The organism is Deefgea sp. CFH1-16 (genome assembly GCF_016881365.1).
GTDB lineage: Bacteria > Pseudomonadota > Gammaproteobacteria > Burkholderiales > Chitinibacteraceae > Deefgea.
Map to the genome: position 1 here is coordinate 829,515 of NZ_WLYT01000001.1, position 21,917 is coordinate 851,431.

The window sequence follows — 21,917 nt, forward strand, 5'->3', positions numbered from 1 at the left end:
TGATGTCCTCAATCATTTCGGTGGCCTTTTTAGCGGGCTGCGCCGCCGATATGGCGCGCTATAAAGCGGAAAACCTGATCCAAGACGAAGGCAACCCAGAGGCCGCACTCAAAGTATTGCAGGCCCAAATGGCCAGTAGCCCTGCTGATTTAAAGCTAAAAATGGCCTATCAAAGCAATTTGCAGCAGTATTTGGCGCGCTTACAAGTAGAAGGCGATCAAGCGCGTTCACGCGGTGATACCGCATTGGCGATGAGTCGTTACCAGCAAATTTTAAGCTGGGAGAGCAATAACGATCGCGCGCGTGAAGGGATTCGTTTGATTGAGATCGGCATTCGCCATAACTCAATGCTCAAATACGCACAAGAAATCAAAGACAGCCGCCCGGATGAATCGCTGAATTTAGTGCTGCAAATCTTGGCGGAAAACCCACGTAATGTGCAAGCGCAAGTACTACGCAACGAAGTAGAAAGCCGTAAAGCACGTGAAGTCAATTTGCGCCCGGCTTTAGCGCAAGCACTGAAAAGCCCGATTTCGCTGCAGTTTCGCGATCAAAGCATGATGAGCGTGTTTGATATTATTTCGCGCATTGGTAAGGTTAATTTTATCTTTGATAAAGACGTCGCCCCCAATTTAAAAAACCACGATTTACGCCCGCGATACCACCGTGGAAGACGTGATTAATCTGATTTTGGCGACCAATCAGCTGGATAAAAAAATCCTCAATGACAACACCATTCTGATTTATCCCAAACGGCCAGATAAAGATCGCGATTACAAAGACATGGTGATGCGCACCTTCTATTTATCCAATGCCGACCCCAAGCAAGTGCTGTCCATGATCAAGCAAATGATCAAAACCCGCGACGTGTATATCGACGAGCGTTTATCGATGTTGGTGATGCGCGATACCCCCGAAGCCATTGCGGTGGCCGAGCGCTTGATCGCGGCGCAAGATCTTCCACAATCGGAAGTCTTAATGGATGTCGAAGTGCTTGAAGTCAGCAATAGCGACGTGCTCGATTTGGGTATTCAATACCCGAACTCGATCAGTGCCACGGTGTATGGCAATGCAATCGGCGCCGTACCTACTGTTACGACCAATACCGTCGGCAATATCACGACGTCGACCACCACCAACAACAGCAAAATTGCCGGCTCGGTCACGCTGGATCAAATTGGTAATCTGAATAAAGGCGATGTACTGGTTAATCTGGGCTCGCCAACAGTGACGGCCAATTTCTTGCAAAGCAAGGGCAAAACCAATATTTTGGCCAACCCGAAAATTCGGGTTAAAAACCGCGATAAAGCCAAAATCCTCATTGGCGATCGCGTTCCCGTGGTCACCACCACAGTGTCCAATGGCACCAGCACCGAAAACGTCAATTACCAAGACGTGGGTTTAACGCTCAATGTTGAGCCGGTACTCACCATTGATAATGAAATCAGCGTGAAAGTCACGCTGGAAGTGTCCAATATTGTTAAAACCATACCGACCAAATCAGGCTTGTTGGTTTACCAAATCGGTACTCGCCGCGCCGAAACCAATATGAGTGCGCGTGATGGTGAAACCCAAGTCTTAGCGGGGCTGTTGTCGCGCCAAGAAGCTGAAACAGGCTCTGGCTTACCGTTCCTGAGTGCTTTACCGGTGCTGGATCGAATTTTTGGTACCAATAAAACCGAAAAAAGCAAAACCGAAATCATTTTGTTGATTACGCCACGAGTCGTGCGATCTTTGCCAATTCCATCGTCGTATATCACCAATTTTGAAAGCGGTACCGAAGGCAGTATCAGCACCGACCCATTGCGCCTGCGTAATTCATCGACGGTGTTAATCAATAGCCAAGGTGGCTCGCCAGCGCCGTATATTCCTCCGGCACCAGCGCCAGAACCACAAGCACAGCCGCAACCGCAGCAACAACCCGCGCCGACCACGCCAACTGAAGCCACGCCGGCGGCAACGCCTATCCCACGGGGTGGCGGCATGGGTCGTCGATAAGATGCGGTTTGCTGCTGGATTTACGCTGATTGAATTGATGGTGACGTTAACCATTCTGGCCGTCTTAGCGACAGTGGCTTTGCCATTGTCGCAAGTGGCAGCAACGCGCAATCGTGAAGACGATTTACGCCGAGCGCTCTGGCAAATTCGTAATGGCATCGATCAATACAAAGCGGCGGTCGATGCCGGGCGCGTGAATAAATCACTCGATGAATCGGGCTTTCCGCCAACGCTAGACACCTTGGTGGAAGGCGCGAAAGATTTAAAAGACCCAGCGGGGAAAAAAATCTATTTTTTACGTCGCTTACCGCGTGACCCATTTTGCGACTGCCCCAGTAAAAGCAATGCCCAAACTTGGGGACTACGCAGCTATGCCAGTCCACCCGAAGCGCCAGCTGAGGGGCGCGACGTGTATGATATCTACTCGATTTCAACGCAAACGGGTTTAAATGGAGTGCCATATCGTGAGTGGTAAGCAAAGCCGAGGCTTTACGCTGATTGAACTTTTGGTGGTGTTAGCGATTATGGCTAGCCTATTGACGCTGGTGGTACCGCGCTATTTTCAGCAAACTGACCGCGCGCAAGAAACCGTCCTCAAGCACAATCTGGTCGCGGTGCGTGATGGGATTGATAAGTTTTATGCCGATACTGGCCGCTACCCGAATAATCTGGACGAATTAGTCAGCCGTAAATATTTGCGCGAAGCACCGCTCGACCCGATCACGAGTCGCCGTGATTCATGGATTATTGTGCCGCCCGAAACGGGCACCGGCGTCTACGATTTAAAAAGTGGTGCTCAAGGCACAGCCAAAGATGGCACCCAGTACAACACTTGGTAAGCGCGTGACGACGTGCCGCCAGCAGCATCGTGCACAGCAAGGATTTGCCTATGTCTGGGCCTTGATGTTGGTCTTGATTATGGGGATTTACCTGGCGCAAGTCGGCGAGGCGTGGCAAAACCGCATTCAGCGCAGTAAAGAAGAAGAACTGATGCGCGTTGGCAATGAAATTCGCCTTGCCATCAAGCAGTACAGCGAGCAAAACAGCGCCGCTGGCCTGCAATACCCCAAAACGCTGCAAGATTTAGTGCAAGACCCGCGAGTCCCCTTCCCTCGGCGCTATTTGCGTAAAGCGTATAAAGACCCCATTACGGGCGGCGATTGGCTAATGATTGGCGGCCCCGGCGGCGGCTTTATGGGCGTGCAAAGTCCATCATTGCAAAAACCACTGAAAAACGATCAATTTATCCAAGAAAATGCCAGCTTTAAAGACGCCAAGTCTTACCAAGACTGGCGCTTTGCCCACTGGCCCAATCAAGGTGGCGGCCGCAAGTAACTCTGCCGTGCCGCAAGCTAAAATCGACGCCAGCGCATCAGCTTAAACCTGCGTCAACAGCGTCGAAGCGTTTCGCTCAAGCTGGATTTGACTTCGACTGGCCTTTGGCATGATCAAGCGCTGACTTGAGCCTTGGCGTTTCAAGCCCAAGCTGGCGCTGTATTGCTTCATTCAATCTCAAAGCTTTACCAATAGGTATTGACCACTAGCCTTTAGCTTAAATGACCTAGCGGCCAATACCCTATTAGGCGTAATAACGTTGCGAAAACTCCAACATCCGCTCAATTGGTAAGCGCGCTGCTGCCATATCGCTGGCAGAGAGATAATCAATCTCGGTGCCCTGCCCCGCTTGAGCACGTTTCACCGCTTCAATCGTGTTCATTTTCATGTACGGGCAAGAATTACACTGGCAACCGGCGTAAATCGGCGCTTGCTCGATATTCAAGTCGGGACGCGCTAAGCGCATATTGTACAAAATGCCATCTTCGGTCGCGACGAAGATCACCGCATCGGGCTCTTTGTCGAACGACTTGATCCAGTTCAACATGCCTGAGGTCGAGCCGACGTAATCGGCTTGCTGCAGCACCGGCAATGGGCTTTCAGGATGGGCAATTAAGTATTTGGCGGTGGTGCACGCAGCAAAGGCTTCATCGAGCGCCGCTTGGTTAAACTTATCATGCACTTCACACACCGCCGACCATAACGGCATATCGTAGCCATGCTGGAAGTTCAAATACGCGCCCATATTCCGATCTGGCGAGAAAATGACTTTTTTTACCTTCGGCATATAAATGCGCAATGATGTCGTCCACATTGCGGCTGGTGACAATCCAGTCCGACAACGCTTTGTGCTCAGCCGAGCTATTGATATACGACACATGCACATGATCAGGATACGATTCGCGCCAAGCTTTTAGCGCGCTCACATCGGTTTGCGTCACCAAAGAACAGGTTGAACCGGCATCGGGCAAAATCACTTTGGCATTTGGGTTCAAAATTTTGGCGGTTTCCGCCATAAAACGCACACCGGCAAACACGATAATATCGGCGTCGGCATCGCGAGCAAACAACGACAATTCCAAACTATCGCCAACCTTATCCGCCATTTGCTGGATTTCAGGCTGGGTATAATAATGAGCAAGCGTCACAACGCGTGGCATGGGACTATCCTTAAGCAAGCTACAAAAATAAAGGCGATGCAATCAATACACCGTCATCAATACGCGAATCTTACCATGCTTGCCCCCCGCTTTTTTGCCAGAAATGCAGGGGCAAGCACGATTATTTTGCAATTGAGTAGAAAAATATTGCAGTTCCTCTTGACAGCCTCGTCGCCCTTGTCCATAATTCGCCTCCTCTGCAAATCACATCGATCTGCAGACACGGATGCGGGATTAGCTCAGTTGGTAGAGCGATACCTTGCCAAGGTATAGGTCGAGAGTTCGAGTCTCTTATCCCGCTCCAAAAAAAAAAGAAAAAAAATGGCGTAGTACAGTAACAGCAGTTTAGGCTGCGGGATTAGCTCAGTTGGTAGAGCGATACCTTGCCAAGGTATAGGTCGAGAGTTCGAGTCTCTTATCCCGCTCCAAAAAAATGGCGTAGTACAGCATCAGCAGTATCGATGCGGGATTAGCTCAGTTGGTAGAGCGATACCTTGCCAAGGTATAGGTCGAGAGTTCGAGTCTCTTATCCCGCTCCAAAAAATGGCGTAGTACACAGCATCAGCAGTATCGATGCGGGATTAGCTCAGTTGGTAGAGCGATACCTTGCCAAGGTATAGGTCGAGAGTTTCGAGTCTCTTATCCCGCTCCAGATTTTAATATTAATGAAGTAGTTATTCATTAATCAGCATCACCCCTGGCGGGGTAGCAAAATGGTTATGCCGCGGCCTGCAAAGCCGTTTACGCCGGTTCGATTCCGGCCTCCGCCTCCAACACTAAAGTACGAGATATCGGACTTTAAAAAATGCTGAAGCAGTAATGCACAGCGCTCGGATGGTGAAATTGGTAGACACAAGGGACTTAAAATCCCTCGCCGAAGGGTGTGCGGGTTCAAGTCCCGCTCCGAGCACCACTAAATACAAGGCTTTCAGCCATATATACACACCCAAGGTATAAAGCAAGATTAGAATTTGGGGAACGATGTGGGGAACGATATAATCGCTCCCCTATTTTTTTGCCTAAAATTCTACTCAAAAAAAATTTCTGCAATCTAGCCCCCCACTCCTCGCAACACAGCCCCAAACTCACTTCAATAGAGCATTAGAACTCCCCACCATTCGCCCGCTCCAAACTCTTGATGATAGCCCGACCAATTTGGCATGTGCTCAGCCACCAGCGCCCAAAACGCTTTTGAGTGGCTTTTCTCGACCGTATGGCATAGCTCATGCACGATGATGTAGTCCTGCACCGCCGCAGAAAACTCCATAATGCGTGGGTGAAACTCGATGATGTTGTTGGTGTCACAACTTGCCCAGCGGCCCTGAAAGTGTTTAATGCGCCCGCCGTGCGATACCAAGCCCGTTTTTTTTTTCCCAATAGCGCAAGCGTGGCAATAACTTGCTGTGAGCACGCTCCATATAAAAACGGGTCAGAAATGGCGCTAACTGCGCTGACTTAATACTTGTACCTGTGGGGTTTGAAATCACAAATCGGGAAGCAGTAAAACGCAGCGCCACCCCTTTTGCATCAGGCTGATGTTGCACTTCAACGTAATAGCTACGGCCTGCATAACGCAGTCGGCTACCCGTAACAATGATTTCTTCAGCGACCAGTTGATTGACTTGTTGGCGCTTCTCGCAAATCCAGCGCGCTCGCTGTCGTATCAACTGTGTTTGTTCTTCAAGTGAGGCATCAGGCCCACGCAACAGCACCAGCTCGCCGCGCTCAACGGTGATGTAATGGCGCTTGAGGTCGGGGGCCAGCTCAAAGCGCCATTCGATGAGTGTTTGACCGTATTGAAACTGCGGCATTTTAGTTTTTCAGCAAAATATCAAACAATTGATTGGCATGTTCACGCGCCACGGTGCGCTCCCAGCCTGCCAGCGGCATTAATAATCGGCGTAATAAGTCGCGTACTTCAGGGTGAACATCACGCATCTGCTTCCAGTTGTGCGCGGCCAAGGTATTGCTCAACTCCACATGCTCAAACACCTTGGTCGTAATGACTTTAGCCACATCACCAGTCAACTCTTTGGCCAAATAGTGATACGCCGCCGTCTGCGCTGCATTTGCAAAACCAGATTTATCTTTATCGCGGATTTGCTGCCCAAATAGCTCTAGCTGCTCTAAAAACTGCACCTGCGTAATACGCCCCGCTTTTTCTTCGAGTAGTAGTTTTGCCAACTCTTCAGCCAGCTTGTCAAAAAATGCCGGGTCTTTATCTCGGCCCGTCACAATCGTATGCTTGAGCTGATTTTTCATCGTCAGGGCTTGGCTGCCTGCGTTTGCACCGCGCTTGAGGCGTGCCATATCACTGGCATCCAGTATCGACACCTCATGCCCTAGCAGGCTTTTGGCTGGGCTGGAGGCGATGTATTCATCCAGTAATTGCTGAAGTAGTGCCGATTCCAGTTTGGTAATCCGCTCCTGATATGCATTGCTTGGTAACTTATCGCGCAACATCAGGCGAATTTCGCCAAACAACGTGAAATACGGTTTAAATGGAATACCACGTACATCGGGCAAAATAATGTCGAGTGAGCGGTTAAATTGCTTCACCAGCGCGATAAATTCTTCGACGCTATCAAGGCGGGTATCGGGGTCAAGATACTGCTCGGCGTCGTCTTTATAATCTTCGCGCTGCGTCACAGGGTCGTGCTTGCGCGGCAGCAGCTTTAAAATCCGCTCTAGCGTCGCCTGCGCTTTCGGGATTTCACTTTCTACGCCTTCCCACACTTGCGATGGTTTTACTTCACCACCGTAGATTTTTAGCGCATGGTCGAGGTGTTCGACTACGCCATGGTAATCGACGATATAACCCGCATTCTTGCCCGCCAAGGTTCGATTCACCCGCGCAATGGCTTGCAGCAGCGTATGTTCCTTCAATGGCTTGTCCAGATACATCGTACCCACAATCGGCGCGTCCCAGCCCGTCAGCAACATATCCGACACAATAATCAGTCCGATATTATTGGCGTGAATTTGGCCGTCGCGGCCTTTGCTTTCATCACCAAAGGGCAGCGGGAATAGCTTACTCACAAAGGTGCTAATTTCATCAGGCAAGATAGCGACAGGCGTTGTCTTGGCTTTGATTTCAGCTTTAATACGTTCTTCAATTGAGGCAATCTCGGCGACATCGACCCCGCGTTTTTCAGCCTCTTCGGCTTCGGTATGCCCAGTACGTTTTGAGGTAATTCCTGCTAGCGAAATCACGACGCGGCTTTCAAATGTCGGCAAACCTGCCTTAGCCCGTTCCATCATTTTGGCGTCGAGCAAATCTTTGTACGCAACAGCCATATCGCGGCCATCGCAAACCAGCATGGCCTTGAGTCCTTTGGCCTGCACATTGGCTAAAAAATGCTCGGTCAAATGTTCGGCGACTTTTTCCAGTCGGCCAGCCGCTGCGCGCCACTGCCTTAAAAGCTCTTTTTTGAGGGCTGCTTTCTTGGCTTCTGACTCTTCGGCAAACATCGCTTTAAATGCTTCATCCAGCCCGATACTGGCAACTAACTCAATCCACGCATCCAAATACTTAATCGGCAGCGTCGCGCCGTCGGCTACTGCTTCATGTAGACGGTATTCGTCAATATATTCACCACCGCCAAACTCACCCAGCGTGTGCTTGTCGTCTTGCAGTAGCGGCGTACCTGTAAACGCCACAAACTTGGCATTAGGCACGCTGGCGCGCATAAAAGCGGCCAAAAAGTCGTATTGGCTACGGTGAGCCTCATCGACCAGTACATAAAAATTAGCTTTATTACTCAGCACACGGAAGTTGATTTTCTCCCGCGCTACCTCGACCCATTTCGCCTTGAGCAACACGCCGTCAGCATCAACTTTGCCAAAATGGGCGTTGGTTTGCTCAACGATATAAAAATCATTGTCGACCCGAATCCGCACATGCCGCGCGGCTTGCTCGTTCGGTTTTAAAGTATCGCCGTCATCGGCTTCATCAGCAACTTCAGGCGTATCAGGCCCATCACTCTCAGCTTGGTCGTCTTGCTCTTGGAATTTATGCACCGTGCTAGTCAGCACGCTACCGTAGTCATTCGACAAAATTTTAATCAGGCCGTCGACCGAACCTGCTTTCATCGTCTTGATGCCAATGGCGCAGAACGTCTCAAAAATCTGTTGGTCGAGGTCTTTGCGGTCGGTGAGCACCAATACGGTCGGGTTATTCAAGCCCAAGGAATCACTTCTTAAATACCGTGCCAGCAGCGCCATCGTCAGCGACTTGCCGCTACCCTGCGTATGCCAAACCACGCCAGCAACAGGTTTAACCGCAGTCAGACGGGCCACTGTTTTACGAATCGCCCGCCATTGCTGATAGCGCGGCAGTTTCTTCATCACCTTGCCGTCGCGCACTTCAAACAACACCAAATGCGTAATCAGCTCTAAAAATCGGCTCGGCTCAAATAGCGCCCATAGCAATTCATCTTGCTCGCTTGGCTCATCACCCAGCACCGCAATCACCTGCTGGCGCTCCGCCTCTTGCAAGCGATAACGGGCGTAGTAATCGGGCTTGGTGGCGATGGCGGCATAACGGCCTTCACGGCGGTTGAGGCCCACCAGCACTTGATTAAATACGAACTGCGGCGCAAAGCTGCGCTGATACCCGTCGAGCTGCCCGAGCGCCTCTTCCATCCTGTGGTGCGATGCTTTGCACTCAATCATCGCCAATGGCAGGCCATTCACAAACAGCAGCAAGTCAGGGCGAAACGCATCACCGTCGGCATTGGCACCGACAAACTGGTCAACCACATGAAAATCATTATTCGTGGCATCGGTCGTATCAAAAAAACGCACGCTTTTCATAAAGCCCTGCGCGTCTTTAACCTGAATATCGCGACGGTGAACAACCTGCTCCCAAAATGCACGGTTCGCGGGTATCAACTCATCATTCACCCGCTTTTTAAGCTCAACCACCGCCGCCGCAACACCGCCCGCCGTATCGGCTAGCCATGGGTTCAGCACCAGCAAACGCGTTTGCAACACATCCAGCATGATGGGGGCCAAATGGCGCGGCTCAGGCTTGATGGTCTTGCCCGATAGATGCTTGTAACCCAGCTTCACCAAACTGGCGATGGCAGGGTTTTCTACGCCGATTTTTTCAGCTTGGCTCATTCAATATTCTCAGTAAGCGCATTTCTAAGTAGCAAGACAAAAATCTTCACGCATCGTTGCTTCGCCTTGCCGTACTACCTGTAATGTCTTCGGCTCTGCGCCTTGCTTGAAAACTTTTGTACCAATTACGTGTTTTACAAAGTGGTTTCCTGCAAAATAGCCAAACGTATCAAGCTGCAGGAAACAGTAGGTATTGCCTTGTACAGATTAAAATTAAACGGCTACTGAGGCATACCCAACATAAACCAATACGGCTTAAAGCCTTCTTTGACGCATTCCGCCACCAGTGCCACAAACGGCGCTAGGTCGCCATCGACGCAGGCGGTATCAAGGGCTTCGTAATAGGCCAAGCGGCGCTCGACAGGCAATACAATGGCTGGGAAGCCTGATTTAATCAGCTCTAGGTTCAGCAGCAAGCGCGCAGTGCGGCCATTGCCGTCGATAAATGGATGGATTTTGACGAAATCTAAATGCAGCTTGGCGGCGCGCTCAATAGGATGCAGCGCGTGCGCCTCGGTATCGTACTGACTTTGTTCATACCATCGCAGCAAAGCCGCCATTTGCTCTGGCACTTGCAACATATCGGGCGGGATATGTCTGGCACCTGCAATCGTCACATTCAGCTTGCGGTAGCTGCCTGCATTGTCGTCGTCGATTTGCTTCAAAATCAGCCGATGCAAATTGCGGATTTGCCACTCGCTAAATGCCTCTTCGCGGCGGGCAATCTCTTCCACATACAAAATCGCATCGCGATGATTGATGGCCTCAAAATGCTCGCGCAGCAATTTACCGCCCACGGTAATGCCTTCCAGCACCACCTTGGTTTCCATTAGCGTCAGCGTATTGCCTTCAATCGCGTTCGAGTTATACGTCCAGCGCAGCACCAGCTCATCGTGCAAATTGCGCACCGCAGCAGGCGGCAAGGGGCGCAACGCGTCGAGTTTGGCTTTGCTCGCATCCAACTCAATCAGCCGTGCCGCCAATTCATTTTTCACCGTCATATCCTTGTCTCCTTGCGACCCGACACACCACGACCGCCAACCATTAACCGCACCATATCGTTGCTTTTTTAGCTACGAATGTAGCTTTAAAAGCTACAAGATGGCACTCCTATTCAATTCAAATAACCCCAACGCTTAAATTGCGACTGCAAATCGGGGTCATTTTTAAACGCGGCAAAATAGACATACTCAGGCGCTAAATCGAGACCATTTGGCCAGACAATGGTATTGAGTTCAGGCTCAACGCTCACTTGCGCAAATAGTGCCGTGTCGCGCAGCGCTTGAAATAGACCTTGATTTAAAGCGGCAGACAAATCGGCTTCACCGCGACGGCCATCATCAAACTCCACCGCCAGCGTGTAATCGCGCAGATAACGTGCTTGTTTAATATGCAGCATTGAAATTACTCCAAAGGGGCAATCGGTTTCGGGGTTTGGCTTTGCGCGCACAGCGCCCAGTCTTCCAGCAACTCATCCTTGTGCAACTCATACCATTCCAGCACAAAAAGCGCGCAACGCCCGCTTCGGGAACGTGCCACTAATCAGCCCACTATGAATCTCGACGGTGATTTCATACTCACCATAGCGCGCATGAAAATGCGGCGGCGCGTGGTCGTTCCAATACATCACAATAATGATGCCTAAAAACCGGCTAATAATCGGCATGCTCTACTCCTGAATTAAAAAAAGCCACTCAGCCCAAACTAAACGCCCCTTGTTCGCGCAGCTCGGTATAGCTGGCGGTGAAGTCGCGCTTGTAGTTCGGCCCTAGCAGCGTCAACCCTGCCAGCAGGCCATCGCTGACCCAGCGGCCATTTAGCTTCATCAGCCCCATTTCGATAATGACGGCGGTTTGGCCTTGGGTTAAGTCGCGCAGGCGCTCGGTCAGGCCCAGTACACCGTAGGCAGCTTCGCCCTCAATCGGTAGGCAAACCGAATAGCTGCGCGTGTCTTTCAGGTACACAAAACGGCCAATCTGCATGTCAGCAATCGCGTCCAGCATTTCATCGTCAAGCACCAGCCGCCGCATTTTTCTGCGCTGAGCATTGGCGGCGCGGTAGCGGGTTAGCGCTTCACGGTCTGCCGCGTAACGAGAGCGCGCCAGCACCAGCCATTGCGTGGTGCGCTGGCTAGCTCGTTCTTCCTCGCTGACCAACGACCCCAAAAAAGCCATATACGCGTCGATAAAACGATGCACCATCACCGAATCAACAACCATTACGATGTATATCCGCCAAAACTAATATTAACAATGGCTACAAGCCAATAAATGCTCAAGCGACTTTGACCCGCCACTCGCCCGTCAACAGCTTTTGCATCAAGCCGCGTTTTAGGGTTTGGTAGTGGGTTTGTTTTTGCGCTAACACATCAAGCTTCGCGTCCACTCCATCCAAAATCGAGGCTATTTTTTGTTGCTCGGGTAGTACGGGCAACGGAACGTCAAAGCTACGAATTTGCTGATAATTCAAGCCTTCGCGATTACCACCCGCTTGAAAACGATTTACTTGATTCTGGCCAGCCTCAGAATTGAGGTAGTGGCAAAGATAAGTCGGGTCCAGCTTGGGTTCTGTACGGATAATACAAACGTGCTGATTGACGTTACCCTCGACAAAATCAGCAGGCAATTTTGCGCAACGGCCAATTGAAGCTCCTGTAATGTTCAGCAAAACATCATTTGCCTGCAATGCCGAATTGCGCATTTTGTCATGCTGCTCTTGGCTGATGAACGCAACGTCATCAAGATAAAGCGCTCCGACTAGCACGTTTTGGCTACGAATAAGTGGGATACCTTCATCCAAATAGGCATCACTTCCACCTTTAGGCGTTACGCCACTGCCAACTTTGCTGGCCAGCGCCCCGAGTTTTTCAGCGTTCCACCCCAGAGGAATTTCGCCCAGCTCGGTTTGCTGAAATTCGGTATGGGGGTGCCATTGGCTGGTGGCGTCTTGGGTGCCGACGCCTTGGCTGAACAGGGTTTGCATCAGGCCGCGCTTGAGCGTATTAGTCGCGTCAATCTGCCGCGCAATCACATCCAGCTTGTCGTCCACCGCGCTCAAAATAGCCGCGATTTTTTCTTGCTCGGGGAGCGGAGGAAATGCTGTTTGCTCTTTATGAGCAACATTACGATTTAATGTCGGTACGCCTGTGCCTGTGGCAAATTTTTCAAGGCCAATTTGGCTTAGTTTGAAATACACAAACTTAGGATTATTTCCTTTGAAATCTTTAACGTAAAGCGACGTATTCAGTGGCCAATACTTCTCTTCGGTATAAAAGAGCTTACCAATTGTGCCAGAACGGCCAGTAATAACACCGGGACCTGATGCAACGAAGGTATCGTGCCACCCCAAAACACCATTAGAACCAAAAATTGGATAAATTCCATTAGTTCTATTTTGCAAGGGTAAATCCACACCCCGTTGCAAAACTAGAAAATCAAGCAACTCACCAGAAGTCCACTCGTGTGGAACATCCTCTTGTAGACTAAGCACACTCATCGCAACACCTCATCATGGGTATCACCTTGTAGCTCATAATGAAAAGCATCTATAGACTGATACCCCATTACTTCACCTCATCCAGCAAACCCAACTCGGCCAGATAGCCGTTTAGGCGCGCGTCGATGGCGGCTTCTTCATCGCTCAAGGCGGCGAGCTGCGCCAGCGTGGCGGGTACATCAACCACATCTTCGACTTCGCCGTTGTCGACATAACGGGCGATGTTCAGGTTGCCGTCGTTGCCACGAATTTCGGTCAGCGGTACGACGCGGCAGTAATGGTCGACTTCGATTTGCGAGGTAAACGCGGCTTGGTGCGTGGCGCTAATGCGCGCAATGTCTTGGTCGCGCAGGCTGTTTTGCGCTTTGCCCTCGGCATAATCAGCGCTGGCGTCAATGATGATGACTTTATCTTTTAGTGCGGCGGGTTTGGCTTTGTTCAGCACCAGCACGCAAGCGGGAATGCCGGTGTTGTAGAACAGAGCCGACGGCAGACCGATGATGGCTTCTATCAAATCGCCCTGTTGGTTTCCACTGGCTGCGTCGGAGCCAAACAACAGCCCGTCGCGGATTTTGCCTTCTTCACCACTACGGAACAGCACGCCATGCGGCAGCACGACGCACATACGGCCATTGTCTTTCAGGCTAGCCAGCATGTGCTGCACAAAGGCCAAATCGGCATAACCACGCGGTGGTACGCCGTACACAAAGCGGCCATACAGGTCGCTGACCTGTTTGTAATTGGGCGACTTCGCTTTTTGCCCATTTTCGCTTTCCGCTTCGGCGGCCAGCTCCAGCGGTGCCCACCATGCTTTAGCCGAAAATGGCGGATTGGCAATGACGCGGTCAAAGGTGCGCAGGTAAGTGCCGTTCAAGTGCTTGGGGTCAACCAGCGTATCGCCTTTGGCAATGCCGTCAACGCTCATGTTGTGCAGGTAAAGATTAAGCTTGGCAATGGCCCACGTACCGAGGTTTTTCTCTTGACCGAACAGCAGCACATTGGGCTTGCCCATCACCAAGCCATTGGGCTGCGCGGCAACGTGGTGCGCGCTTTCGACCAACATCCCGCCACTGCCACAAGTCGGGTCATACACATGCTGCCCCGCCTGCGGGTCGAGAATGTTCACCAGCAATTGCACCACGCCCTTGGGCGTATAGAACTCGCCGCCTTTTTTACCCGCGTCGTCGGCGAATTGCTTAATCAGGTATTCATAGGCATCGCCGAGCATATCGGCTTTATACAGGTCGTCATTGCCGAGTTTGTATTGGTTAAAGTGGCGCAAAAAAGGCGCTGCAATACATGGTCAGACAATTTTTGCTTGTCGCCGTATTGGGTGGCGGTCAGCACGTATTGCAATTCAGGGTTGTATGCCTCGATGGCGGCGAAGGCTTTATCCAGTGCCTCGCCGAGATTTTCGGTGCGAATAATCAGCGACGACCAGCGGGCATCAATCGGAAACGTGCCGTGCTTTTCTTGTACTTCGTCTTCAGCTTCGCTGCCTGATACGCCTTCTGCCGCGACCAAGGCGCGAACGCGTTCTTCAAATACGTCGTTAAAGCGTTTCAGAAACAAGAGGCCAAAAATGTAGTTTTTGAAATCAGACGAATCAATCGAACCGCGCAGAATATTGGCCGATTCCCACAGCCAAGATTCAAGGTTTTCTAGCGTTAATTTTTCAGACATGGGTCACTTTGCAAAATGTATAACAAGCCGCACAGCGCAATGCGCCGAGCGTAAATATCGGTGGTCAGCATGATGCTGACGCAAAGGTGACATGGTAATGGATTGGGTCACTAACAGGGGATTTAAACCAAGAAAAGCCAAGCAATTGCAACTCATACTCAAGCGGCCAGTTGCCTAATTCACATTCAGCCTACAACGGAAAATATAAGCGCGTTTTTATGCAATAGCCCTAGTTGCGCCTATCTGCCGATTAGCACGGGCATCAATGAATAGCGTTGCGAGTCGCCAAATACCGCCCTATTTTTAAAACCGAAACTGGGGAATTGAAGATGACTAACGAGGAAAAAAGTCGTTTGGAAAAGTGGCTGCGCATTTGGCAACGCTGCAGTTACGACACGCAATTGGCATTGGCCGAGCTACATTACTACGCAATTCGTTCACCCCAAAAGGCCGACAGAGCGCCGTATTTGTCGCAAGCGCTGAACAGTTGGCGACCCATGACAGCAGATTGGCCGTCACTACTGTGGCAAGGCTACTGCAAACGCAAACAGCGCCACCCGCAATACACCCACCTAAAATCCATCATTGTTTACACGCGGCTATTAATTAAAGAAGTGCTGAAATAGCGGTGTTTTAGCGCAGAAATAACCCATCAATCGCCCTCTCAGACTGACCAATTCTGTCATAAAACCCAGAGTTTTAATGCTAGGTGAAAATGACTCGTTTAGACTGCGTGACAGGCCGCAGTCGTCCAAGAGCAGCCACTTAAGTAAATTCTGTTGATTGGATTTATATGAGTAATGAAACTCTTCACCCAGTACTGGCTGGTCTAGCAGCCAATCTATATGGCTCTTTGCTAGGAGCTTTTTTTTCTTACTCTTGCAGGATATACTGGCTACGTTGATACAATCAATCAGGTCATTGGAGGGACTATGGCAATTGCTCTCTATGGCTACATCCTTGCATTGCCATTTATTTTTCTTTATGGAATGCCAATCTATGCAGGTCTTAAACATTTTGGCTGCGCAAACTATTATTCGGCCATTATTTTTGGCGCAACCCCTGGCATTGCGTGGATTTCATGGACGCATGGCAGTTGGCTCGACCCAATATTGTGGAACGGCATACTAATTGCATTTTTTTTATACCACGATACGTTTGCGTGAAGCGGCTTCAACTACATCGTCACCGTTAAATCGTACTCATGACTGAATGTCGGCAATGGGTCGAAAGCTGCCTGTATTTGCGTTTATGGGCTTGTTTCAAGCATGATATGAGTCACAGGCCGCAGTCGGCCCAGACTGTGTAAAAAACGCGCCTTGTAGTATGATTTTGCATGACCAAGGGACGAGGTGTTTGTTTTGAAACGCTTTATCGAAGGCGAGAGCCGAACGCAGACTACCTTACTCCCAGAATGCCTTGATGACTACATTTCCGAAGCTAATCCAGTGCGCGTGGTTGATGTTTTTGTCGATGAACTCAATTTGGCTCAGCTCGGTTTCGACGGTGTCGCGCCAGCCATTACGGGACGGCCTGCATATCACCCTAGTGTGATGCTCAAGATTTATATTTACGGCTATTTAAATCGCATTCAATCGAGTCGTCGCTTAGAGCGCGAAGCCCAGCGTAACGTCGAATTGATGTGGCTGAGTGGCAAATTAACCCCAGATTTCAAAACCATCGCCAACTTCCGCAAAGACAATGGCAAGGCCATCATCAAAGTCTGTCGACAGTTCGTATTACTCTGCCAGCAACTCGGTTTATTCACCGAAGCCATCGTCGCGGTCGATGGGAGTAAATTCAAAGCGGTCAACAATCGAGACCGCAATTTCACCAGCGCTAAACTACAGCGCCGTAGGGAAGAAATTGAATGCAGCATTCAGCGTTATTTGACTGCGCTTGATTCTGCTGACCGCCAAGAGCCCGCCACTGCAGCGGTGAACGCCGAACGCTTGCAGAATAAAATCGCGGCTTTAAAAGCAAAGATGGCGGAATTGAAAACGATTGAAGTGGCGTTGAACCAAGCACCCGATAAGCAAATATCACTGACCGACCCAGATGCTCGCGCCATGAAATCACGAGGCAATGGCATCGTTGGTTACAACGTACAAACGGCGGTGGATACCAAAAACCATTTGATTGTTGCACATGATGTGAACAACGAGGGCTCAGACCGTTCGCAACTGAGCAAGATGGCGCAACAAGCCAAAACGGCAATGGCGGTTGAGACGCTCACCGCGATTGCAGACCGTGGTTATTTTAAAAGCGAAGAAATTCAGGCTTGCGATGAAGCCCAGATTAGCGCCATCGTTCCTAAATGCAAGACCTCCGGCGCGAATGCAGAAGGCCGATTTGATAAATCCGATTTCATTTATGACGCGCAGACCAATGAATATCAGTGCCCTGCAAATCAACGACTCATTTGGCGATTTACCACCGTTGAAAAGGGATTGAAGCTCCATAAATATTGGAGCTCACACTGCCAAGGTTGTCATTTAAAAGCACAGTGCACACCGAGCAATAATCGGCGCGTCACCCGCTGGGAGCATGAAGACATCTTGGAAGAGATGCAAACTCGGTTAGACCAAATGCCTGATGCCATGCGAATCAGGAAATCAACAGTCGAGCATCCGTTTGGCACTTTAAAGGAATGGATGGGCGCGACACATTTCCTCACCAAAGGCCTGGAGCATGTCCGAACAGAGATGAGTTTGCATATTCTGGCGTACAACATGAAGCGGGTGATGAAGATTGTAGGAATTGAGAATCTGATGGCTGCAATGAGAGCCTAAAAGGCTTTTATTTGCTACTAATTGCGGCTAAGTTTGCGAACGAATTGGCAGTGAAACTAAAAAAAACGATAGCACGGGTAAAATGGGCATTGCCTGCCTCTGCGTTTTTACACAGTCTGGGCCAATAGCGGAAGTAAAGCTGCGCTTGTTCATACTCGAATGAGCGTCGGCTGCCCTTCTGATAGCTGACGCCAGTAGCTCGGTTGATACGTTAGTAACGCTTGAGGCTTTTGATTGTAGAAGTTGAAGTCGCTATGTAGAACATGGCACTGATTTTGAAAGAGTTTGGCGCTTAGAGCATGGCTGGCCTCTACTCTGTCGCCACTAAAAACCTCTAACAACTTGTTCAAATCGCTCGCTGTGCTCGCTGGGACGGGCTAAAGCCCGCCCCTTAACCAAACGTTAGCAAATCAGAAGGAAATAAAATGAGTAGAGATTCAATTCCAGCAGAAATACGTCGTGCTGTTCTTGTAGAGGCTGGGCATCGATGTGCAATTCCTACATGTCGCGCAACCACAACAGAAATCGCACATATCGTTCCGTGGGCAGAATCTCATGATCATTCGTTTGAAAATTTAATAGCTCTATGCCCAAACTGCCATACACGTTTTGATCAAAAGAAGGAAATGGATAGATTGGCAGTAAAAATGTATAAACATAATCTGGGAATTTTAAATAATAGATATGGTGAGTTTGAAAGAAGGCTTTTTGAGGTCTTAGCAAAATCGAACGAACGTGTTTTTGTACTTGGCGCTGCTGGTGATTTATTGGTAGCAAATGCCGTTAAAGACGGCTTTTTTGAAGACAAGCATGTGCAAGGTATGAGCTTAGATATCAATGGAGACAATGGCTTCTCTAAAAGCTTTCCAATGACTTTTACTTATTGGGTTACCGACGCGGGTGTTGAATTTATAAAACGCTTTTCAAATGGAAATGACATTGCCTAGCAAAAGCGGCCGCACGCCATTTAAGGGAAATCAAATTGAAAACTAACTATAAATTTATTGCTCCATGTTTAGCTTTTTTATTAGCATCTTCACTTGCAAATGCTGCGAGCACTAATTACACGACATCTGGAAATTTAGAATCTACATCTACCATTGGATGCGAAACTAAAAACAAGCTAAACAGCAAATTGACACCCGCCGACTTATACTCAGCCCTCCCTATTTGCGTGAAAAAAACGGAATATGAAAGAGGTGTTTTTATTTTTGCATTGGCCGGTGTATATGCCTATTTTGATGGGCTGCGCGTCGCAGACAAAAGTGCCCGCCAAGCTGCAAAGGTATTGACTATGCTTTCGTTTGATTCCATGGACAAAGAAGGGCAAGAGTTATTTAAGAAGCAAATAAATACCACGCTTAGTAATGATTCCAATCGAGCTGGAATTTGCAAAGAAATTAACTCAATAGGAATTCCTCAATACTATCCTCGTTATATGGTTCAACACGGAATGAAGGCATTTCAAGCGGGGGAGCAAGATAATCAAGGACTTGTTGCAGATTTCGACAGCAAACTTGCATGGCAGCAAGCATTGTCGGGTTACTTGAATTGTCCTGTGATGTAGACTTTTTGCAGTCTGCTATGGGTCGGGTGCTGCCACTAAAGCCCACAAGTTAAGCCTATAAGTTCGAGTTGCAACATTCGGCGCAGCACCCACAACGCTCAGCAATACTCTTAAAGCTCAAGACCGTACAATTTGATTTCACGCTTTATTTGTTTCATCGTCCGCATGACCTCCCGCAAACGCCCCCGCACTCGTTCACTACAAAACCCATGCACCGTCGCATTCTGGCTAGCTATAGTCTTGCCCTCTGGCGTGATAGGGCCTGTCGACTTGCGCCAAGGTTGTGTGCGTTGTATCAATTCACGCTGCCGTTGTCGTTGTTCATCAGTCCAAACGCGTGCCATGTTCAACTCCCCGTTCAATTGTTGTTCAATTAATAGTTCGTTCGCGGAAACGGGGTTAGTGAACCGCTAGCGATTGCATTAACCCCGATTTAAGCTCTTTTAAGACAGAAGACAATCGCTATAACTCAGCTAAATTGCCTCTTTGATTGACTAGTTATCCACGACAGTTTGGCTACCAACTTCATTAGATAAATCTTGCTCATGATTTGCTGCTTCTTTAGCTTGGCGACCGAGTATTGGACGATAACTCTCCCAGTCGAAAACAATTTCTTCTCCCCCGTCTTCACGCAAGCGGTCAATGACACGAGCGCCTAGATAACTGATGTACTTGTCACGGCTAAGGTTGGTAATAAAAATCGTCGATTTATTGTGCGTATAGCGAAAATTAAGGATCTCAAACAACATACTTAATTCATTGTCAGAGCCTGACTGAATACCTACTTCATCCAATATAAGTAACTTTGGTTGTGCGTAACGGTTCAGCACCTCACTTTCGCTCACTTCGCTATCAGAGCGCCATGTGGCCCGTACGCGGCGAATCATGGTAGCAACCATCGTATACTTAGCGTAACAGCTTTCTTTACGCATCAAGGCATTGGCAATCGCTATTGCGAGATGGGTTTTTCCTGTACCCATTTGGCCTGAGAAAATAAAGCAGCGCCCCTTATAAATAGTGTCAAAGCCCGCAACAAATTCTTTTGCAAAGTTGAGGGTCGCAATTTGTTTTGGCAAAGTCGCTTGATATGTTGAAAGCTCGCACTCTTCGAAACGAGGAGGAATATCAGCCTGGTTTTTGCGTATGTTCCAGCGCTTGATGTACTCATTGTGCTCTTTCAATTCCCGCTCCAGCTTAAAGCGTTCGCCTTCACACACTGTACACCTCCGATTCCAGAGTGACTGCCAGCCATGTTGAGCGCACTCAATCATATCCTCCTTGGGCGCTGGTTCACACTCCACCATATCGTTTGATTGCGTTTCTTCCTGCCCACACCCAATCAAATCGTCCTCTTCGTAGTCATCAATACAGTTTACAGTGGTCATTATAATAAGCCTCCTTGGCCATAGTTTTGAGATGAAAAGTTATCGTGATTACCCGTCTTGACCTTGGATTTAGCAGGCGTTAACTCTAAAACCCGACTAAACCAGTTAGTCAAAAAACTGGCGTAGTTCGATTTTTTCTTGCTTGGATTAGCAATTAGCCATGCAGCGGCTTTTGCCATTTCTTTTTCAATGTCTACAGTTGGGTGTGCTTTTGTCCACGTCTCCAATTGAGCGTCACTAATGTCAGAAAATTTTCCAGTACCCATATCGAAGTTCACTTTCTGCTGCGATGAACGCTTGCGTTCAGTTGGTGCTGCAGAGTCATGCTCTTGATATGTTTCTTGTTGCTGTTCTTGCTCCTGATTAGGCAAACCGTTATCGAAACCGTTACTCGAACCGTTACCTAAACCGTTACCTAAACCGTTCCCCGAACCGTTCCTCGAACCGTTCCTCGAACCGTTTGTATTTAGTTTTGTGCTCAATGGATTTACTGCACGGTAAAATGCAGTCAAGAAAGTTTTTTGGGCGCTCGCACTCCCCCCTAAAGTCTGAATAAATTGCTCAAAGTGCTGTAGAGCCTCGGTCTTCAAAGCACACTCTGGCAGCTCGCCAATATCACTAGTCCAACCTATAATTACATTCGGATTGGCAGGTGCATTATGTTTAATTGCATTTGGTAGCCAAACAAGTCGCACATCAAAATCAACCTTCACCATGCCTTGCTCAATTAACTCAGCCAAAACACGGTCAAGGTCTGCCAAATCCCAATTCAGTTCTTCGGCGAGAGCCGCCCGACCTAAACGAAATAGACCAGGAATGATTTTAGTGTGCGGCCCAGTTAGTAAATACAACCACAATGCTTGCCCACTTGGCTGCATTGCAGACAGCGAGCGAAATTTCGTATCAGACCAAATACTGGTCTTTACTTGGCGATATCGGCTCATAATTACTCCATGCTTTCAATTATAAAAAAGCCTCAACATTCACAAATAAACGTGAATGTTGAGGACAGATGCGCTGATAAAAGTAATGTTTCGATTTGAGTTAATGCCGATTACGATTTGGTTGATGGGCGAGAATTAACCCATGCTTGTACCTCATCAGAGCGCCAAGCAACCGACTTGGCAGTTAAGCGCACAGGAGCAGGAAAATCACCTTGGGCCACAAGCGCATAAATGGCAGAACGGCCCAAGCCTGTGATGTTCTCGACCAGAGGACGGCGCAACAAATGAATATATTCATCCAAATTTTGGTGCTTCATGCTGAATCCTTTATTAGATTGTTAAAGAACAGGTAAGCTCACCTCGTGCAGTGACGGAAGTGACAAGACAAATTTTATGCCCAAAAAAAAGCCGAACTTCCCAGTTCGGCTAATTCG

At 49.1% G+C, this 21,917-nt stretch carries 26 protein-coding genes and 6 tRNA genes; 16 read left to right on the forward strand and 16 right to left on the reverse strand.

Annotated elements, in window-relative coordinates:
- Positions 1-2 precede the first annotated feature (2 nt).
- The 5 genes from GKO28_RS04390 to GKO28_RS04410 are packed head-to-tail and all read left to right on the forward strand — an operon-like array spanning position 3 to position 3,333.
- Positions 3-683 carry a hypothetical protein gene (locus tag GKO28_RS04390; RefSeq protein WP_182075485.1) on the forward strand — a complete coding sequence of 227 codons (681 nt, stop codon included), beginning with the start codon at positions 3-5 and terminating at the stop codon, positions 681-683.
- The gene (locus tag GKO28_RS04395) at positions 667-1,998 is read left to right on the forward strand and encodes a type II secretion system protein GspD (protein ID WP_182075486.1); all 1,332 of its coding nucleotides are present in this window, start codon (positions 667-669) and stop codon (positions 1,996-1,998) included. Before GKO28_RS04390 ends, GKO28_RS04395 begins: the two co-directional genes overlap by 17 nt.
- Position 1,999: 1 nt before the next feature.
- Complete coding sequence (locus GKO28_RS04400; RefSeq protein ID WP_173532196.1) at positions 2,000-2,473, forward strand: type II secretion system protein; 474 nt, start codon at positions 2,000-2,002, stop codon at positions 2,471-2,473.
- The gene (locus tag GKO28_RS04405; RefSeq protein ID WP_307838948.1) at positions 2,463-2,837 is read left to right on the forward strand and encodes a prepilin-type N-terminal cleavage/methylation domain-containing protein; all 375 of its coding nucleotides are present in this window, start codon (positions 2,463-2,465) and stop codon (positions 2,835-2,837) included. Before GKO28_RS04400 ends, GKO28_RS04405 begins: the two co-directional genes overlap by 11 nt.
- Complete coding sequence (locus GKO28_RS04410; RefSeq protein WP_182075488.1) at positions 2,812-3,333, forward strand: type II secretion system protein; 522 nt, start codon at positions 2,812-2,814, stop codon at positions 3,331-3,333. The genes GKO28_RS04405 and GKO28_RS04410 overlap by 26 nt, the downstream gene beginning before the upstream one ends.
- A 42-nt stretch (positions 3,334-3,375) precedes the next feature.
- Here GKO28_RS04410 and GKO28_RS21110 read toward each other — a convergent pair whose 3' ends face one another.
- The 3 genes from GKO28_RS21110 to nadA (GKO28_RS19245) form a co-directional block, all read right to left on the reverse strand.
- Positions 3,376-3,504 (reverse strand): hypothetical protein, encoded by a 129-nt coding sequence (locus GKO28_RS21110; protein WP_282099228.1) that lies wholly within the window; start codon positions 3,502-3,504, stop codon positions 3,376-3,378.
- 73 nt (positions 3,505-3,577) lie between these two features.
- Positions 3,578-4,120, reverse strand: coding sequence for a quinolinate synthase NadA (gene nadA, locus GKO28_RS19240; protein WP_247646371.1), 543 nt, complete (start codon positions 4,118-4,120; stop codon positions 3,578-3,580).
- Complete coding sequence (nadA, locus tag GKO28_RS19245) at positions 4,017-4,493, reverse strand: quinolinate synthase NadA (RefSeq protein ID WP_247646372.1); 477 nt, start codon at positions 4,491-4,493, stop codon at positions 4,017-4,019. The genes nadA (GKO28_RS19240) and nadA (GKO28_RS19245) overlap by 104 nt, the downstream gene beginning before the upstream one ends.
- 228 nt (positions 4,494-4,721) lie before the next feature.
- Here nadA (GKO28_RS19245) and GKO28_RS04420 point away from each other — a divergent pair.
- The 6 genes from GKO28_RS04420 (at position 4,722) to GKO28_RS04445 (ending at position 5,406) form a co-directional block, all read left to right on the forward strand.
- Positions 4,722-4,797: transfer RNA gene (locus GKO28_RS04420), tRNA-Gly, on the forward strand.
- A gap of 48 nt (positions 4,798-4,845) precedes the next feature.
- Positions 4,846-4,921: transfer RNA gene (locus tag GKO28_RS04425), tRNA-Gly, on the forward strand.
- 35 nt (positions 4,922-4,956) lie between these two features.
- Positions 4,957-5,032 (forward strand) — tRNA-Gly (locus GKO28_RS04430).
- A gap of 36 nt (positions 5,033-5,068) precedes the next feature.
- Positions 5,069-5,145 (forward strand) — tRNA-Gly (locus GKO28_RS04435).
- Between the two features lie 47 nt (positions 5,146-5,192).
- Positions 5,193-5,266 (forward strand) — tRNA-Cys (locus tag GKO28_RS04440).
- A gap of 55 nt (positions 5,267-5,321) precedes the next feature.
- Positions 5,322-5,406, forward strand: a tRNA-Leu gene (locus GKO28_RS04445).
- A 177-nt stretch (positions 5,407-5,583) separates the two neighbouring features.
- Here GKO28_RS04445 and GKO28_RS04450 read toward each other — a convergent pair.
- The 10 genes from GKO28_RS04450 to GKO28_RS04495 all read right to left on the reverse strand — a co-directional run bounded on the left by GKO28_RS04450 (position 5,584) and on the right by GKO28_RS04495 (position 14,795).
- On the reverse strand, positions 5,584-5,850 hold the full coding sequence (locus GKO28_RS04450) for a M48 family metallopeptidase (protein ID WP_203563905.1): 267 nt from the start codon (positions 5,848-5,850) through the stop codon (positions 5,584-5,586).
- Complete coding sequence (locus GKO28_RS04455) at positions 5,825-6,304, reverse strand: YgjP-like metallopeptidase domain-containing protein (protein WP_203563906.1); 480 nt, start codon at positions 6,302-6,304, stop codon at positions 5,825-5,827. Before GKO28_RS04455 ends, GKO28_RS04450 begins: the two co-directional genes overlap by 26 nt.
- A gap of 1 nt (position 6,305) precedes the next feature.
- Positions 6,306-9,617, reverse strand: a complete 3,312-nt coding sequence (locus GKO28_RS04460) for a type I restriction endonuclease subunit R (protein ID WP_182075489.1) — start codon at positions 9,615-9,617, stop codon at positions 6,306-6,308.
- Positions 9,618-9,838: 221 nt separating this feature from the next.
- Positions 9,839-10,618, reverse strand: coding sequence for a Fic family protein (locus GKO28_RS04465; protein WP_203563907.1), 780 nt, complete (start codon positions 10,616-10,618; stop codon positions 9,839-9,841).
- A 113-nt stretch (positions 10,619-10,731) separates the two neighbouring features.
- The gene (locus tag GKO28_RS04470) at positions 10,732-11,016 is read right to left on the reverse strand and encodes a DUF2442 domain-containing protein (RefSeq protein ID WP_182075490.1); all 285 of its coding nucleotides are present in this window, start codon (positions 11,014-11,016) and stop codon (positions 10,732-10,734) included.
- Between the two features lie 87 nt (positions 11,017-11,103).
- A complete protein-coding gene (locus GKO28_RS04475; protein WP_203563908.1) occupies positions 11,104-11,283 on the reverse strand; it encodes a DUF4160 domain-containing protein in 180 nt (59 codons plus the stop codon).
- A gap of 28 nt (positions 11,284-11,311) precedes the next feature.
- Positions 11,312-11,836: a hypothetical protein gene (locus tag GKO28_RS04480; RefSeq protein WP_182075491.1), complete on the reverse strand. Its 525-nt coding sequence runs from the start codon at positions 11,834-11,836 to the stop codon at positions 11,312-11,314.
- Between the two features lie 55 nt (positions 11,837-11,891).
- On the reverse strand, positions 11,892-13,112 hold the full coding sequence (locus GKO28_RS04485) for a restriction endonuclease subunit S (RefSeq protein ID WP_182075492.1): 1,221 nt from the start codon (positions 13,110-13,112) through the stop codon (positions 11,892-11,894).
- A gap of 67 nt (positions 13,113-13,179) precedes the next feature.
- Complete coding sequence (locus GKO28_RS04490; RefSeq protein WP_203563909.1) at positions 13,180-14,394, reverse strand: N-6 DNA methylase; 1,215 nt, start codon at positions 14,392-14,394, stop codon at positions 13,180-13,182.
- Entirely contained in the window at positions 14,313-14,795 is a 483-nt protein-coding gene (locus GKO28_RS04495) for a type I restriction-modification system subunit M N-terminal domain-containing protein (protein WP_203563910.1), read from the reverse strand. The genes GKO28_RS04490 and GKO28_RS04495 overlap by 82 nt, the downstream gene beginning before the upstream one ends.
- Positions 14,796-15,148: 353 nt before the next feature.
- Between GKO28_RS04495 and GKO28_RS04500 the strand changes: the two genes are divergently transcribed.
- The 5 genes from GKO28_RS04500 to GKO28_RS04520 all read left to right on the forward strand — a co-directional run bounded on the left by GKO28_RS04500 (position 15,149) and on the right by GKO28_RS04520 (position 19,154).
- Positions 15,149-15,421: a hypothetical protein gene (locus GKO28_RS04500; protein WP_182075493.1), complete on the forward strand. Its 273-nt coding sequence runs from the start codon at positions 15,149-15,151 to the stop codon at positions 15,419-15,421.
- 306 nt (positions 15,422-15,727) lie between these two features.
- Positions 15,728-15,961, forward strand: a complete 234-nt coding sequence (locus GKO28_RS04505; protein ID WP_182075494.1) for a hypothetical protein — start codon at positions 15,728-15,730, stop codon at positions 15,959-15,961.
- A gap of 195 nt (positions 15,962-16,156) precedes the next feature.
- Positions 16,157-17,587 (forward strand): IS1182 family transposase, encoded by a 1,431-nt coding sequence (locus GKO28_RS04510; RefSeq protein WP_182075495.1) that lies wholly within the window; start codon positions 16,157-16,159, stop codon positions 17,585-17,587.
- Positions 17,588-18,012: 425 nt separating this feature from the next.
- Positions 18,013-18,534, forward strand: a complete 522-nt coding sequence (locus GKO28_RS04515) for an HNH endonuclease (RefSeq protein WP_182075496.1) — start codon at positions 18,013-18,015, stop codon at positions 18,532-18,534.
- A gap of 35 nt (positions 18,535-18,569) precedes the next feature.
- The gene (locus GKO28_RS04520) at positions 18,570-19,154 is read left to right on the forward strand and encodes a hypothetical protein (RefSeq protein ID WP_182075497.1); all 585 of its coding nucleotides are present in this window, start codon (positions 18,570-18,572) and stop codon (positions 19,152-19,154) included.
- 494 nt (positions 19,155-19,648) lie between these two features.
- On the opposite strand, the gene GKO28_RS04525 is transcribed toward GKO28_RS04520, so the two are convergent.
- The 3 genes from GKO28_RS04525 to GKO28_RS04535 form a co-directional block, all read right to left on the reverse strand.
- Positions 19,649-20,539, reverse strand: coding sequence for an ATP-binding protein (locus tag GKO28_RS04525; RefSeq protein WP_182075498.1), 891 nt, complete (start codon positions 20,537-20,539; stop codon positions 19,649-19,651).
- Positions 20,539-21,483: a hypothetical protein gene (locus tag GKO28_RS04530; RefSeq protein ID WP_182075499.1), complete on the reverse strand. Its 945-nt coding sequence runs from the start codon at positions 21,481-21,483 to the stop codon at positions 20,539-20,541. Before GKO28_RS04530 ends, GKO28_RS04525 begins: the two co-directional genes overlap by 1 nt.
- Positions 21,484-21,593: 110 nt before the next feature.
- Complete coding sequence (locus tag GKO28_RS04535) at positions 21,594-21,800, reverse strand: AlpA family transcriptional regulator (RefSeq protein WP_182075500.1); 207 nt, start codon at positions 21,798-21,800, stop codon at positions 21,594-21,596.
- Between the last annotated feature and the right edge of the window lie 117 nt (positions 21,801-21,917).